Here is a 14,491-nt window from a genome sequence, read left to right as displayed (position 1 = left end):
AGAGGTCTAGGGATGGCAACTTCAGCACGTAAGGTTGGAAGCAGCACACTTGCCAAAGAGGCTGTTTTTGCTTGGGAAGGCAAGGACAAAGCAGGAAAAATCGTGCGCGGCGAATTGCGTGCCGGTGGCGAATCTGTAGTCAATGCAACGCTGCGTCGCCAAGGCGTACTGGTTACCAAAGTTAAAAAGAAAACCTATCGCAGCGGGAAAAAAGTCTCCGACAAGGACATCACCCTCTTCACTCGCCAACTGGCAACCATGATGAAGGCCGGTGTACCGCTGCTGCAATCTTTCGATATTGTTGCAAAAGGTAATGACAATCCATCCGTCTCTAAATTGATTCAGGACATTCGTGCGGATGTAGAAACAGGCACCAGCTTGAACCAGGCATTTAGGAAGTTTCCCTTATATTTCGATCCACTTTTTTGCAATCTGGTCGGTGCCGGTGAACAAGCCGGCATTCTGGAAGACTTGTTGACGCGACTTGCCATATACAAGGAAAAAACGCTCGCGATCAAGGCCAAGATCAAATCAGCAATGTTTTACCCGGTCGCTATTATGGCTGTCGCGTTTATCGTCACCGCCGTCATCATGATCTGGGTGGTACCTGCATTTAAGGAAGTATTCAAAAGTTTCGGTGCCGATCTGCCGGCACCGACCTTGATGGTGATGGCGATTTCCGACTTTTTCGTCTCGTATTGGTATCTTATTTTCGGACTGCTGTTTGCCGGCCTCTATCTGTTTTTCCAATCGTGGAAACGCTCATTGAAAATGCAGCGCACCATGGACAGACTGCTGCTGAAAGCACCTGTCTTCGGTGCAGTGATACGCAAGGCAACGATTGCACGCTGGACACGTACGCTCGCGACCATGTTCGCGGCAGGTGTGCCCTTGGTTGAATCTCTAGACTCTGTCGGTGGCGCTGCAGGCAATGCCGTGTATCTGGATGCCACGAAAAAAATTCAGAACGACGTCAGCACTGGTGTCAGCCTGACAGTTGCAATGCAAAATGCCGACGTATTCCCGAATATGGTCACGCAGATGGTGTCGATAGGCGAAGAATCAGGCTCGCTCGACAATATGCTCGGCAAGGTCGCAGATTTTTATGAAGATGAAGTTGATGAAGCTGTGGCTTCGCTGTCCAGCCTGATGGAGCCACTGATCATGGTAATTCTGGGCGTGCTGATCGGCGGTTTGGTCATCGCAATGTACCTGCCTATTTTCAAACTGGGTTCCGTGGTCTGATGATGGATTTACTTTGGTCTGCGCCTGCGGGTAGCGTATTGCCCACAATCGTTGCTGGCGTATTCGGATTGTTGATAGGTAGTTTTCTCAACGTTGTGATCCATCGCATCCCGAAAATGATGCAGCGCGAATCGGATAACTACGTTGCCCACGAAAGTGGAAAACCTTTGCCGCATGAAGATCGCTACGATTTGGTAATGCCGCGCTCGGCTTGCCCACAGTGTGGACACCAGATTACTGCGAAAGAAAATATTCCAGTCTTCAGCTATGCATTTTTGCGTGGGAAATGCATAGCGTGCAAAACTTATATCTCGATTCGCTACCCAATAGTTGAATTATTGACTGGCGTGTTGTCGGCTTTGCTGATCTGGCATTTCGGTAGCGGCTTGCTCGGCCTGTCTACTCTGATGTTCACTTATCTTCTGATCGCAATGACGTTTATCGATGCGGACACACAATTGCTGCCGGATGATTTGACCTTGCCTTTGTTGTGGCTAGGTTTGCTCATCAACCTGAACGGCACTTTCGTGCCCTTGCACGAAGCTGTGATTGGTGCAGCGGCAGGTTATTTGAGTTTGTGGGCGATTTACTGGCTGTTCAAGCTGGCAACGGGCAAAGAAGGCATGGGCTACGGCGATTTCAAGCTACTAGCCGCACTGGGTGCATGGCTGGGCTGGAAGATGTTGCCGGTCATCGTTTTACTATCCTCACTAGTCGGCGCAGTGATCGGGATTGCCTTGATCATGCTGGCAAAACGTGGCCGCGACATCCCGATTCCATTCGGCCCTTATCTCGCAGCGGCCGGCCTGCTGACTTTGTTTTACGGTAAACCGCTGGCACAAATGTATTTAGGCTTTTACTGAGAAGATGGTGGCTCAAGCATCTCAGCATCGATTTTCCATAGGCCTGACCGGCGGCATAGGTAGCGGCAAAAGCACGGTCGCCGACTTGTTTGCTGCGCACGGTGCTGCCGTGATCGATACCGATCTGATTGCACATCAACTGACAGCAGCAGAAGGCAGGGCAATCGAGCCGATCCGGCTTGCGTTCGGCGCCTCGTTCATTGCGCCTGACGGTGCCATGGATAGAGCCAAAATGCGTGCAACTGTCTTTGCCAATCCAGCCGAAAAAAAACGACTCGAAGCTATTCTTCACCCTTTGATCCGTACAGAAACCGAACATGCTGCAGCGCAAGCAGAAGGTGCTTATCTCTTGTTCGTCGTACCGTTGCTGGTCGAATCCGGCTTGTGGAAGCAAAGAGTATCGCGCGTCCTGACAATTGACTGCTCGGAAGAGACACAAATTCACCGTGTGATGCAGCGCAGTAATCTGACAGAACAACAAGTGCGCACCATCATGGCAGCGCAGGTATCACGTGCGACCAGACTTGCCGCGGCAGATGACATCATCGTCAACGATGGCGATACCGCAGCACTGATTCCGCAAGTACAGCGCCTGCATGATTTATATGTTTCATTGGCGCGCAGTGGTTGAACATCCACCGATGCGCACGGTCTATGATCATTAATATTCGCTGAAATTGCAGGAAATCCAGGCTTGCCAAAGCAGAGAGGCAAAACAAAATTGCACCTGTATTTGTAATTTGCCTCGGCTTCGTTCAGAATCACACAATTAGCTCGTATTGCCCGCTTTAAACTTTAAAGGGATGCCACTTTGATTGTCTACGAATACCCTTTCAACGAGCGTATTCGCACGTTGTTGCGGTTAGAAGACCTGTACGAGAAATTCGCTTTCTTCGTCGGTCACGAGCATCCGCAGCACCATCACGTCGCCCTCTCCACAATTTTCGAAATGCTGGAAGTAGCTGGTCGCGCCGATCTCAAATCAGATCTGCTGCAAGAACTGGAACGCCAGAAACAAACCCTGCTCGGATTCAAATCCAATCCCAATGTCGAAGCAGAGATGCTGGACGCGATCCTGTTCGACATCGAACGCATCAGTACGGCACTAGTAGCATCGCAAGGAAAAACCGGCCAGCACATCCGTGAAAATGAATGGTTGATGAGCATACGCGGCCGCACCATTATTCCAGGTGGCGCTTGTGAGTTCGACCTCCCATCCTATTACGCGTGGCAAAACGATAGCGCTGAACAGCGTCTGGCTGACATACACAAATGGTTTACACCGCTGGCACCATTGTTCGATGCGATCGGCATGATCTTGCGCCTGCTGCGCGAGTCCGGTCACCCGGTAAAAATGATTGCGCAAGCTGGCAGTTACCAGCAAATGTTGCAAGGCAAGGCTTACCAGATGCTGCGTCTGAATATCGATGAAAGTCTGGGTGCAATTCCCGAGATATCCGCCAACAAGTACATGTTGTGGATACGCTTTACATCCCAGGATGGCGATATGAAACCGAAAGCGTTTGAAGGCGATGTGCCGTTCGAACTGAGTTTGTGCAGTTTTTGATCAGATAGTTTTTATGGTTACGATAGTCAATTGCCCTACATGCGGCACCAAAGTGGAATGGTCGGAAATAAGCAAGTTCAGGCCTTTCTGTTCCAATCGTTGCAAGCAAATCGACTTGGGTGCCTGGGCTGAAGAGAAGTATGTGATCCCGGTCGTCAATCCGTTGGATGACCTCGACGAAGATGCACCATCACCGCCGCAACCCTGATAGCTTAGGCTAAATAAGCGCGACTAAACTGATGCAGTTGGATAACGCAATTTATCCAGCCATTCAATCAGGGGGATCGTAGCCGGCAACAATGGTTCGACGCCCACACTTCCCTGCCACGCAAACGCCTGATTTTCCAGACTTTGCGGCTCGCCCAGCCAATGCTGGCTGATGTAAAAATGCAGACGTACATGCGCATGTGGATAAACATGTTCGATACCACACCACGGTTCTGCAGAAACGACTTCTACGCCTAACTCTTCGACAAATTCGCGCTTCAGCGCATCGATGATGGCTTCCCCCGCTTCGACCTTGCCGCCCGGGAACTCCCAATAGCCGGCATAAGGCTTGCCATCCGGCCGCTGGCCGAGCAAGACATCGCCGTTCGGCTTCATCAAGATACCGACGGCGACATCAATAGGTGTGGATAGTGTTTCGGACATGCGGACAACCTAAACGAATGAGGGGATGGAGCAGATTAAAACGGCGCGCATGCAAACACCTTGCGCGCCATGTACATCACTTCGGCATTTTCCCGGCATGATCCTTGGCGAATTGCCATGCCACACGACCGGAGCGCGAGCCACGCTGCAAAGCCCACTGTAAAGCCTCGGTTCTGGCTTCTTCAATCTGCTGCGGATTGCAGCCGAAATATGTCAACCAATGCGCTGCGATATCCAGATAGTCATCCTGCTTAAACGGATAGAAGGTCACCCACAATCCAAAACGTTCGGACAGCGAGATTTTTTCTTCCACCGTTTCACCCGGATGCAGATCGCCGTTGTCGTCTGTTTTGTAGCCTGCATTGTCCGACATACGCTCCGGCAACAGATGACGACGATTCGACGTTGCATAGATCAGTACATTATCTGATTGCGCGGAAATACTACCGTCCAGTGCTACCTTCAAGGCCTTGTAGCCACCCTCGCCTTCTTCAAACGACAGATCGTCACAAAAAATGATGAAGCGCTCAGGCCGCCCGGAAACCAGATCCACGATATCCGCCAGATCACCCAGATCGTCCTTGTCGACTTCAATCAGGCGCAAACCTTGGTCTGCGAATTGGTTCAGGCAAGCCTTGATCAGGGATGATTTTCCGGTACCGCGTGCGCCGGTCAGCAGTACATTGTTTGCAGGTACACCATCAACGAACTGCTTGGTATTCTGTTCGATCTGCTGCTTTTGCAGTCCGATGTTATGCAGATCCGTCAACGCGATAGGCGATAAATGCGCAACCGGTTGCAAATAGCCACGACCGTCTTTCCCGCTGGATTTGCGCCAACGGAAGGCGATGCCGGCCTTCCAGTCCGGCGTAGCAACTGCAGGAGGCAAGATCGATTCCAGGCGACCGAGCAAGGCTTCGGCACGTGTTAAAAACTGTTCGAGTTGTGTCATTGTTATTCAGTGTAATTAATTTGATTTACCGCATGATTCATCAGCGTGGTTCAGCAGCGCACGCGCTGCGCATATCAAGATCGGTAATCGGCATTGATCGTTACATATTCATGCGACAGATCGCAGGTCCAGATGGTGGCGTCTGCATTGCCGCGACCGAGTTTGACGCGTACGGTAATTTCACTTTGCTTCATCACGCGCTGGCCGTCTTCTTCCTTGTAATCCGGATTGCGTCCACCGTTCTTGGCGACCCAGACATCATCCAGATACAGATTCAATTTGCTGACATCCAGATCGTCGACACCGGCATAACCGATAGCCGCGAGGATACGACCAAGATTTGGATCAGATGCAAAGAAAGCGGTTTTCACCAATGGCGAATGCGCGATCGAATAAGCAATCTTGCGACACTCTTCCACATCCTTGCCATCTTCCACCGTCACGGTAATGAATTTGGTCGCGCCTTCGCCATCGCGCACGATCATTTGCGCCAGCTCCTGCGACAGCCCAAGAACTGCTGCGGCCAGTGCCGTATATTCGGGAGTATCGATCGCATTGATTTCCAGCGGTGAGGTACCGGTGGCGATCACGATAAACGAATCGTTGGTCGATGTATCTCCATCGATAGTAATGCAGTTGAAAGAACGGTCCGCGACTTGCTTGACCATATGATCCAGCACCGGCTGCGCGACTTTGGCATCGGTTGCCATGAAGCCCAGCATGGTCGCCATATTCGGCTTGATCATGCCGGCGCCTTTACTCACGCCGGTCAGCGTAATCGTGTGGCCATTGATATTTACCTGGCGCGACGCCGCTTTCGGCTGCGTATCGGTGGTCATGATGGACAAGGCCGCGTTGTGCCAGTTATCCGATTTTAAATTCGAGATTGCTTGCGGCAAACCGGCTACCAAACGATCAACCGGCAACGGCTCGAGGATCACGCCCGTAGAAAACGGCAGGATTTGCGACGCATCGCAATCCAGCAATTTTGCCAATGCAGCGCAAGTGGCATTGGCATCTGCCAAGCCGGTTTCACCTGTGCCTGCATTTGCATTGCCGGTATTGATAACCAGTGCGCGTATCGGCGCTCCGGCTTTGCGATTGGCCAAATGTTCTTTGCAGACTTGAACCGGCGCAGCGCAAAAACGATTCTTCGTGAAGACACCCGTCACGGTGGCCGTTGGTGCCAGCTTCATTACCAGCACATCCTTGCGATTGGCCTTGCGTATCCCCGCTTCGGCATGACCGAGCTCGATACCGGCAACTGCAGTCAGATTTTCAGGAATGGGAAGAGGAAGATTGACGGCCATGGCAATTATTCTATGTAAGTTAAAGGGTGTTAAAAAATACTGTAAAGGTATGCTTGAAACAACACTGGAAAATCAGACGGATATTGTAAACGCTTGATGAGCATCCGATCAGATCGCCAGCTATCCTTTGCGAAAAAGCAAAAGGGCGGGGAATAACTCACCCCGCCCTTCATTTTTCAGTGCTTGATCACAGCTTAAGCGAGACGTCCATGACACTGCTTGTACTTCTTGCCGCTACCGCAAGGGCATGGATCATTACGGCCGACCTTGGGCACTTCATTCACTCGCGGATGCGCGCCAGCATCGCTAGCCTGTGCGGTTGGTGCCAGCAACTCTTCCGGTGCCGCATCAGGATCAAAATCCGCATGTTGGTAATGTACATTTTCAACTTGTGATTGCGACAGTTTTTCTTCTGCTGCGTCGATTTCTTCACGTGATTGAATACGCACTGTCATGACGGTCTTGACGACTTCGTCCTTGATCAAATTCAGCATTTGACCAAACAGCTCAAAGGCTTCGCGCTTGTATTCCTGCTTAGGATTTTTCTGTGCATAGCCGCGCAGATGAATACCCTGACGCAAATGATCCAGCGCAGCCAGATGTTCACGCCAGTGCGAATCAACTCCTTGCAGCATGACGCCGCGCTCAAAGCCGCCGAACGATTCCTTGCCGACGATGCCGACTTTCGCATCGTAGACAGCATCGGTCGCCTTCAGCAGACGCTCCAGCAACTCTTCGTCGGTAATATTTGGCTCTGCTTCCAGCGCCGCAACCAACGAGAAATCAACCTGCCACTCATTGCGTAACACATCGTCGAGTGCTTTCAAATCCCACTGCTCTTCCATCGATTGCTCAGGCACATAGGTGCGGAACAAATCGTTGAATACGCCTTGGCGCAAGGATGTGATCAACTCGGATACATCTTGCGTTGCCAGCAATTCATTACGCTGCTGATAGATTACTTTGCGCTGATCATTGGCGACGTCATCGTATTCCAGCAATTGCTTGCGAATATCGAAGTTGCGCGCTTCAACCTTCCGTTGCGCCGATTCGATGGAACGCGACACGATACCCGCTTCAATTGGTTCGCCTTCCGGCATTTTCAAACGGTCCATGATCGCTCGTACGCGGTCGCCGGCAAAAATGCGCAGCAAGGCATCATCCAGCGACAAGTAAAAACGTGACGAACCTGGATCGCCCTGACGACCAGAACGACCGCGCAATTGATTATCGACGCGACGCGATTCATGACGTTCGGTACCGATGATATGCAAACCGCCAGCAGTAACCACGTGATCGTGCAGCGACTGCCATTCATCGCGCAGTTTTTGCGCTTGTGCAGTCTTGTCGGCATCCGACAAATCGGGATTCGCTTCGATGATCTGTACTTGTTTGGCAACGTTGCCGCCCAAAACAATATCGGTACCACGACCGGCCATATTGGTTGCGATCGTGATCGCTTTAGGACGACCTGCTTGCGCAATGATTTCCGCTTCGCGTGCATGCTGCTTCGCGTTCAACACGTTATGCGGCAATTTGGCTTTATTTAAAATGCCGGACAACAATTCGGAATTTTCAATCGAGGTGGTACCAACCAATACCGGCTGACCGCGCTCGTAGCAATCCTGAATGTCCTTCAGCATCGCGCCGTATTTTTCGTCCGATGATTTATAGACTTGATCTTGGCGGTCTTTGCGCTGGTTCGGACGGTTCTGTGGAATGACGACGGTTTCCAGACCGTAGATTTCCTGGAATTCGTACGCTTCGGTATCTGCGGTACCGGTCATGCCGGACAGCTTGCTGTACATGCGGAAGTAGTTCTGGAATGTAATCGACGCCAGGGTCTGATTTTCATTCTGAATACGTACGCGTTCCTTGGCTTCCACCGCCTGATGCAAACCGTCAGACCAGCGACGACCCGTCATCAAGCGACCGGTAAACTCATCGACGATGACAACTTCATCGTTCTGCACCACGTAATGCTGATCCTTGTGGTACAGCGTATGCGCGCGCAATGCAGCGTACAAATGATGAATCAATGTGATGTTGGCGGCGTCGTACAGCGAAGCGCCTTCCGGCAGCAAACCCATGCGCGTCAGGATTTGTTCGGCTTTTTCATGACCAGCTTCGGTCAACAACACCTGATGGGATTTTTCATCCTTGGTGTAATCGCCAGGAACTTCTACCGTGCCTTTGCCATCTGGTGTTTCTTCACCAATTTGCAGAGTCAGCAGCGGCGGCACTTCATTGATCTTGTGATACAGCTCGGTGTGATTTTCTGCCTGGCCGGAAATGATCAGCGGCGTACGCGCTTCATCGATCAGGATCGAATCGACTTCATCGACGACGGCAAAGTGCAAATCGCGCTGCACCCGATCGGCCATGTCGTAGACCATATTGTCACGCAGATAATCGAACCCGAATTCGTTATTGGTGCCGTAGGTGATATCGGAATTGTAGGCTGCCTGCTTCGTGTCGTGATCCATCTGCGACAGGTTGATACCGGTGCTCAGGCCAAGCCAGCCGTACAAGGTGCCCATCCATTCGGCATCGCGCTGCGCCAGATAATCATTGACCGTCACGACGTGCACGCCTTTGCCGACCAGCGCATTCAGATAAGTCGGCAAGGTAGCCATCAGGGTTTTACCTTCGCCTGTGCCCATCTCTGCGATTTTTCCGTAATGTAGCGTCATACCGCCTATCAGCTGAACATCGAAGTGACGCATCTTCAAGACACGCTTACTCGCTTCGCGGCAAACAGCAAAAGCTTCCGGCAAAATGTCATCGATGTTTTCGCCCTTGGCGAGACGCTCCTTGAATTCCGGCGTCTTGGCTTGCAAAGCCTGATCCGATAATTGTTCCAGCGCCGGCTCGAAGGCATTGATTTCGCGAACGGTTTTTTGGTATTGCTTGAGTAAGCGCTGATTGCGGCTACCGAAAATCTGAGTCAGTAATGACATGCTTGGATTCTAAAAAAGGCGCCTTGAAACAATCAGATACAGCAACCACCACTTGGGCTGCATCAAATTGGGCTTGGGCTAAATTGTGGATTTTATCATGTGCTTTCCGGCATATTGGGCTTATCAGTCCGGAAACAATAGCTAGTTCATGAAAGCGGTACCAGATCTTGCAGGGCTATGACCTTTGTAATGCAAATTTGTTCTGGGGCAGACCTGTGCACCGCCCTATTCATCGAGAATAAAACGGGTACCGTTTCATGTTTCATTTATTTGCGTTACTTGCTTGCCAGCCTGGCCTGATTCGCGCCTGCCAGCAAGAACTTGTGTGGATCCTGCGCCACGCCTTTGATACGCACCTCAAAATGCAGATGAGGTCCGGTCGAACGACCAGTCGTTCCAATATCGGCAATATGCTGACCGCGTCGTACGATATCACCGACATGCATCAATAAACGCGAGGTATGCGCATAACGCGTAATCATGTCATTGCCGTGATCGATCTCCATCATATTGCCGTATTGGGGGTGAAATTCCGCCACCGTCACAACGCCACCCGCCGCCGCCATGATGGGCGTACCTATAGGTGCTGCAAAATCTATCCCCTCGTGCATCGTGCTGCGGCCCGAGAATGGATCAAGCCGGCGACCAAAAGTCGAGGCGTTATAACTGACGTTGACTGGCTGACTGGTAGGCAAAAGTTTGGATTTGATCTTGTCGCTCATCAGCGTGGACTCAACGACATTCATATAATCGGCTCGGCGCTCTACATCATGCGACATCGCATCGAGCAGCGCCTTGAATTCGGACATGGTCAGATCGCGGCTGCTGGTGCTATCCATAGGCTCGACACCGCCGCGCCCCGGCATTTCCTTGAAATTGAATTCAGTAGGTTTGACGCCAGCCAAACCTTGCACACGTTCGCCCAAGGCGTCCAAACGCATCAATTGCGCCTGCATTTCACCCACGCGGCGCGCCATCAAGGCGAGGTTTTCTTTCAGAAATTTGTCTTTTTGTGCGTCATCGCCTTGCGCCGCACTCGCGAACATTTCGCGGAATGGGGATGGCAGACTCGCTGCATTGCTGGATATAAAGTAGAACAACAGGGACGTGGTCAGCAGAACCGCCACGATAAAAGCGACGCCCCCCAGCATCAGATGCCGATGCGTCAAGGTGACGGATTTGGCATGGGTAAAACGTGGGTGCAACAAAATAATCTGCATCGCGACTCCCTTGCCTCGCCGGTTGACGACGAGGTGTGATAAGGTTTCATGACGATGCGTGCACCTTCATTTACCCCTTTCAAGCAAAGCTCTCCTTTCACTAAAACTGCGAAAGGTGCTGCGGAATTCTTACGTTCCCACGACAAGATGGCTGCACTTCTGCCATCCATCACTCGCATGGCCGCACTGCAAAAAGATTGTGCAGCGGCGCTTCCTACCATGTTTACGCACTGCGCCGTACTGCAGTTCGAGGCGGACCAGCTGGTTCTATCAGTACCGAACGCGGCGCTGGCTGCGAGACTGAAGCAACAATGTCCAAAACTACAAGAGCAATTGTTGCAGCGGGGATGGCAGGTTAATGCAATCCGCCTCAAAGTGCAAGTCAGCAAAATGCTTGTAAAATCAACAGCTTCCAAGCAATTGGTGCTGCCAACGGAAGCTGTTTCTGCGTTTAGCGAACTCAGCGATGCACTGGAAAACTCGCCGCGCAACGAGGCGCTGAAAAATGCACTCGGTGCATTGATGCAGCGTCGACGTACGGAAAAGTAAGCTTCGCGAGTCTGGTCAAATGAACCACACTCTTCGCGTTCAAATCTGACTTAGTTCAGGACCCATTCCAGATCAGCCTGACGCACATAATCTTTAGGTGCCGATTCGACCTTGTCGAAGGTAACGATCTCATAAGCATCCGGCTGTTCAAGCAAAGCGCGTACCAAAAGATTGTTCAGCATGTGACCTGATTTGTGGGCGTTATAACTGGCAATCAGCGGATAACCAACCAGATACAAATCACCAATTGCATCAAGTATCTTGTGTCGGACAAACTCATTGTCGTAACGCAAGCCATCGGTGTTAAGTATCCGATATTCATCCATCACGATCGCATTTTCCAGCGAACCGCCACGGATCAAACCCATGCCACGCAAGGTTTCCATATCCTGCATGAAACCGAAGGTGCGGGCACGCGCCACATCTTTGACATAGGACTCAAAACTAAAATCGATCTCGGTGGTCTGGCCCGTAGCATCGACGGCGGGATGATTGAATTCGATGAAGAACTTGAGTTTGAAGCCTTCGTACGGCTCAAGGCGCGCCCAGATTTCGCGGTCGCCACTGCCGTGACGTACTTCCACAGGCTTCTTGATGCGTATGAATTTTTTGGCCGCTTCCTGCTCCTGCAAACCGGCTTGTTGCAACAAGAAAACGAAGGAAGATGCAGAACCATCCATGATGGGCACTTCTTCGGCTGTCAGATCGACATATAGATTGTCGATACCAAGACCGGCGCAGGCCGACATTAGGTGCTCTACCGTTGAGACCTTGGCATCGCCCACCTGCAAGGTGGAAGCCATGCGAGTATCGCCGACTCGCAGCGCTTGCGCTGGCAGTTCCACCACAGGATCGAGATCGACGCGATAGAACACGATGCCGGTATCGATAGGGGCTGGGCGCAGCGTCAATTCCACTTTGGTGCCGGAATGCAGACCGACACCGACAGACTTGACTGTTTGTTGGATGGTACGTTGTTTTAACATCTGAGGATTATAGCAATCACGGAGAGAATTCGCGTGGCTATGGTGCTGGGGTTGCATTGAAAACAACAGGGAATTTTCCGGATGAGCGCGCAAGGAATGCTGCTCTGATACCGCGCTCCCTTCGATGAGTCTCAGCACGAAAAAATACCCATCAACCCAAAACCAAACCCATAAACAGCAAATGCCGCCCGGTCTCTCAACCAAGCGGCATTTTCTGAAACAGAAAAATTTAGATCTGTTCCAGCAATTTTTCTGCTGTCGATACTTCCAAGTGACCGCTGTCTTCAACGTTCAATTGTTTGACGACGCCGTCTTCAACCAGCATCGAATAACGTTGCGAACGCACACCCAGGCCGCCTTTGGTCAGATCGAATTCCAAACCCAAAGCCTTGGTGAATGTGCCGCTGCCGTCAGCGATGAAACGTACTTTGCCAGCTGCTTTTTGTTCACGGCCCCATGCACCCATGACGAAAGCATCGTTTACCGAGATGCACCAGATTTCATCAACGCCTTTGGCTTTGAACTGGTCCGCTGCCTTGATGTAGCCAGGAGCGTGCGTTTCGGAGCAGGTTGGCGTGAATGCGCCAGGAACTGCGAAAATTGCGATTTTTTTGCCTTTGGTTGCTTCGTGCACCATGACTTTGCTTGGGCCTACGGAGCAAGCTTCGCTTGCTACGTCGACGTATTCTGCGAGCCGCGCTTCTGGCAGCTGATCACCAATTTTGATTGTCATTGCGAATTCCTTTGATTGATTTTAACGGCAGTGCCGATTAGAAAACGCCGCGCACGTGGCGCGGCGTAGAAACCGAAGTATGCCTTGTTCTGTCCGTTTTTGCAGGTGGTTTGACAACTTTCGTCATGCCACCTGCAGATGGCGGTACAAAATCAGAGCATTAATTAATCGGCTTGTTTGCGGAGAAATGCAGGAATGTCGTAGGTTTCCATGCCGTTCTTTTCTAAAGCGCGCACCGTATCGGAAGCCGATTCACGACGCCATACTGCCGGCGCTTTCAAACCGTCAAACGCTGGTTGAGCGCTACCGTGGGTCATGCCCGCAGCCATACCGGTATTCGCCATCATAGGTTCATTGTGTGTGCCGGTACGCAACATTGGTGTTTGTACCAGTTGCACGCCTTTACGCGCACGACCCAAACCAGTCGCAACTACGGTAACGCGGATATCGTCGCCCATTTCATCGTCGTACGCGATACCTTGCGCAATCGATGCATCAGGTGCCGCGAACGCACGCACGGTTGCCATGACTTCCTTGATTTCTTTACCTTTGAGGCTGCGGCTGGCTGTAACGTTAACCAGTACGCCGCGCGCGCCGGACAAATCGATACCGTCGAGCAATGGCGAAGCAACTGCTTGTTCCGCTGCAATGCGTGCACGATCAACGCCATGCGCTGTTGCCGTACCCATCATGGCCTTGCCTTGTTCACCCATGATGGTTTTCACGTCATTGAAATCGACGTTGATATGACCAGGGACATTGATGATTTCTGCAATACCGGCAACGGCGTTGTTCAACACGTCGTCGGCGTGTTGCAGCCATTCGATCATGCTGTCGTCTTCATAGATCTCTTCCAGTTTTTCATTCAAGATGATGATCAACGAATCGACGTGCTGACCCAACGCTTCCAGACCTTCGTCGGCGATGTCCATGCATTTTTTGCCTTCGTACGAGAATGGCTTGGAAACCACAGCCACCGTCAACGCGCCTTGTTCACGCGCAATTTGCGCAATGATAGGTGCAGCACCGGTACCGGTACCGCCGCCCATGCCAGCTGCGATAAAGACCATGTGCGCGCCGCGCAATGCGTCTTCAATACGTGGGCGGGTTTCTTCCGCCAATTGACGACCAACTGCAGGCTTCATACCAGCGCCCAAACCAGTTTCACCGATTTGAATGACGTTATGCGCCTTCGACAATTGCAATGCTTGCGCGTCAGTATTGGCGACGATAAATTCAACACCGCTAACACCACGGTTGATCATGTGTTGTACAGCGTTGCCACCAGCACCACCAACGCCAACCACTTTGATCACGGTACCTTGCGTTACATTCTCGAGCATATCGATTTCCATGATTATTTCCTTAAAGAAGTTGCAGTTTCCAGTTGATAGGCATCACGCGGTGTGACGACTAGCAACTGCCAACTGCTGGTTAATACATAAATTAAATACG

At 51.5% G+C, this 14,491-nt stretch carries 14 protein-coding genes; 6 read left to right on the top strand and 8 right to left on the bottom strand.

All coding sequences use genetic code 11. From position 1 onward, the window contains the following. The first annotated feature begins 12 nt into the window (after positions 1 to 12). From Hfont_RS03900 to yacG, 5 genes are all read left to right on the top strand, one after another. Positions 13 to 1,245 carry a type II secretion system F family protein gene (locus Hfont_RS03900; RefSeq protein ID WP_112990888.1) on the top strand — a complete coding sequence of 411 codons (1,233 nt, stop codon included), beginning with the start codon at positions 13 to 15 and terminating at the stop codon, positions 1,243 to 1,245. Next, positions 1,245 to 2,108, top strand: a complete 864-nt coding sequence (locus Hfont_RS03895) for a prepilin peptidase (RefSeq protein WP_162845857.1) — start codon at positions 1,245 to 1,247, stop codon at positions 2,106 to 2,108. Before Hfont_RS03900 ends, Hfont_RS03895 begins: the two co-directional genes overlap by 1 nt. A 4-nt stretch (positions 2,109 to 2,112) precedes the next feature. Beyond that, complete coding sequence (gene coaE / locus Hfont_RS03890) at positions 2,113 to 2,739, top strand: dephospho-CoA kinase (RefSeq protein WP_112990887.1); 627 nt, start codon at positions 2,113 to 2,115, stop codon at positions 2,737 to 2,739. 180 nt (positions 2,740 to 2,919) lie between these two features. Beyond that, positions 2,920 to 3,675: a cell division protein ZapD gene (gene zapD, locus Hfont_RS03885; RefSeq protein WP_112990886.1), complete on the top strand. Its 756-nt coding sequence runs from the start codon at positions 2,920 to 2,922 to the stop codon at positions 3,673 to 3,675. Positions 3,676 to 3,688: 13 nt separating this feature from the next. Continuing rightward, positions 3,689 to 3,883, top strand: a complete 195-nt coding sequence (yacG, locus tag Hfont_RS03880; protein ID WP_112990885.1) for a DNA gyrase inhibitor YacG — start codon at positions 3,689 to 3,691, stop codon at positions 3,881 to 3,883. Between the two features lie 23 nt (positions 3,884 to 3,906). On the opposite strand, the gene Hfont_RS03875 is transcribed toward yacG, so the two are convergent. The 5 genes from Hfont_RS03875 to Hfont_RS03855 all read right to left on the bottom strand — a co-directional run bounded on the left by Hfont_RS03875 (position 3,907) and on the right by Hfont_RS03855 (position 10,768). Then, entirely contained in the window at positions 3,907 to 4,326 is a 420-nt protein-coding gene (locus Hfont_RS03875) for an NUDIX domain-containing protein (protein ID WP_112990884.1), read from the bottom strand. A 76-nt stretch (positions 4,327 to 4,402) separates the two neighbouring features. Further along, on the bottom strand, positions 4,403 to 5,278 hold the full coding sequence (locus Hfont_RS03870) for an ATP-binding protein (protein WP_112990883.1): 876 nt from the start codon (positions 5,276 to 5,278) through the stop codon (positions 4,403 to 4,405). A 74-nt stretch (positions 5,279 to 5,352) separates the two neighbouring features. After that, the gene (argJ, locus tag Hfont_RS03865) at positions 5,353 to 6,588 is read right to left on the bottom strand and encodes a bifunctional glutamate N-acetyltransferase/amino-acid acetyltransferase ArgJ (protein ID WP_112990882.1); all 1,236 of its coding nucleotides are present in this window, start codon (positions 6,586 to 6,588) and stop codon (positions 5,353 to 5,355) included. A 194-nt stretch (positions 6,589 to 6,782) separates the two neighbouring features. Then, positions 6,783 to 9,548, bottom strand: coding sequence for a preprotein translocase subunit SecA (gene secA / locus Hfont_RS03860; protein ID WP_112990881.1), 2,766 nt, complete (start codon positions 9,546 to 9,548; stop codon positions 6,783 to 6,785). A gap of 275 nt (positions 9,549 to 9,823) precedes the next feature. Next, a complete protein-coding gene (locus Hfont_RS03855) occupies positions 9,824 to 10,768 on the bottom strand; it encodes a M23 family metallopeptidase (protein ID WP_112990880.1) in 945 nt (314 codons plus the stop codon). 48 nt (positions 10,769 to 10,816) lie between these two features. Between Hfont_RS03855 and Hfont_RS03850 the strand changes: the two genes are divergently transcribed. Then, the gene (locus tag Hfont_RS03850) at positions 10,817 to 11,317 is read left to right on the top strand and encodes a DciA family protein (RefSeq protein WP_112990879.1); all 501 of its coding nucleotides are present in this window, start codon (positions 10,817 to 10,819) and stop codon (positions 11,315 to 11,317) included. A gap of 50 nt (positions 11,318 to 11,367) precedes the next feature. Here the strand turns inward: Hfont_RS03850 and lpxC are convergent, their stop codons facing one another. From lpxC to ftsZ, 3 genes are all read right to left on the bottom strand, one after another. After that, on the bottom strand, positions 11,368 to 12,303 hold the full coding sequence (lpxC, locus tag Hfont_RS03845) for a UDP-3-O-acyl-N-acetylglucosamine deacetylase (RefSeq protein WP_112990878.1): 936 nt from the start codon (positions 12,301 to 12,303) through the stop codon (positions 11,368 to 11,370). A gap of 229 nt (positions 12,304 to 12,532) precedes the next feature. After that, on the bottom strand, positions 12,533 to 13,036 hold the full coding sequence (locus Hfont_RS03840) for a peroxiredoxin (protein ID WP_112990877.1): 504 nt from the start codon (positions 13,034 to 13,036) through the stop codon (positions 12,533 to 12,535). Between the two features lie 164 nt (positions 13,037 to 13,200). Continuing rightward, entirely contained in the window at positions 13,201 to 14,391 is a 1,191-nt protein-coding gene (gene ftsZ, locus Hfont_RS03835; protein ID WP_112990876.1) for a cell division protein FtsZ, read from the bottom strand. Positions 14,392 to 14,491: the final 100 nt, after the last annotated feature.

It is taken from the genome of Herminiimonas fonticola, from assembly GCF_003293745.1.
Taxonomy (GTDB): domain Bacteria; phylum Pseudomonadota; class Gammaproteobacteria; order Burkholderiales; family Burkholderiaceae_D; genus Oxalicibacterium; species Oxalicibacterium fonticola.
The sequence above is the reverse complement of the archived record's forward strand: the minus strand, read 5'-3'. Positions and strand labels throughout refer to the sequence as shown.

Coding starts and splice junctions, on each gene's coding strand:
- Hfont_RS03855 (WP_112990880.1), bottom strand. CDS start 10,768: ATGCAGATTATTTTGTTGCACCCACGTTTTACCCATGCCAAATCCGTC.
- Hfont_RS03840 (WP_112990877.1), bottom strand. CDS start 13,036: ATGACAATCAAAATTGGTGATCAGCTGCCAGAAGCGCGGCTCGCAGAA.
- argJ (WP_112990882.1), bottom strand. CDS start 6,588: ATGGCCGTCAATCTTCCTCTTCCCATTCCTGAAAATCTGACTGCAGTT.
- Hfont_RS03875 (WP_112990884.1), bottom strand. CDS start 4,326: ATGTCCGAAACACTATCCACACCTATTGATGTCGCCGTCGGTATCTTG.
- Hfont_RS03870 (WP_112990883.1), bottom strand. CDS start 5,278: ATGACACAACTCGAACAGTTTTTAACACGTGCCGAAGCCTTGCTCGGT.
- secA (WP_112990881.1), bottom strand. CDS start 9,548: ATGTCATTACTGACTCAGATTTTCGGTAGCCGCAATCAGCGCTTACTC.
- ftsZ (WP_112990876.1), bottom strand. CDS start 14,391: ATGGAAATCGATATGCTCGAGAATGTAACGCAAGGTACCGTGATCAAA.
- Hfont_RS03895 (WP_162845857.1), top strand. CDS start 1,245: ATGATGGATTTACTTTGGTCTGCGCCTGCGGGTAGCGTATTGCCCACA.
- Hfont_RS03850 (WP_112990879.1), top strand. CDS start 10,817: ATGACGATGCGTGCACCTTCATTTACCCCTTTCAAGCAAAGCTCTCCT.
- coaE (WP_112990887.1), top strand. CDS start 2,113: ATGGTGGCTCAAGCATCTCAGCATCGATTTTCCATAGGCCTGACCGGC.
- yacG (WP_112990885.1), top strand. CDS start 3,689: ATGGTTACGATAGTCAATTGCCCTACATGCGGCACCAAAGTGGAATGG.
- lpxC (WP_112990878.1), bottom strand. CDS start 12,303: ATGTTAAAACAACGTACCATCCAACAAACAGTCAAGTCTGTCGGTGTC.
- Hfont_RS03900 (WP_112990888.1), top strand. CDS start 13: ATGGCAACTTCAGCACGTAAGGTTGGAAGCAGCACACTTGCCAAAGAG.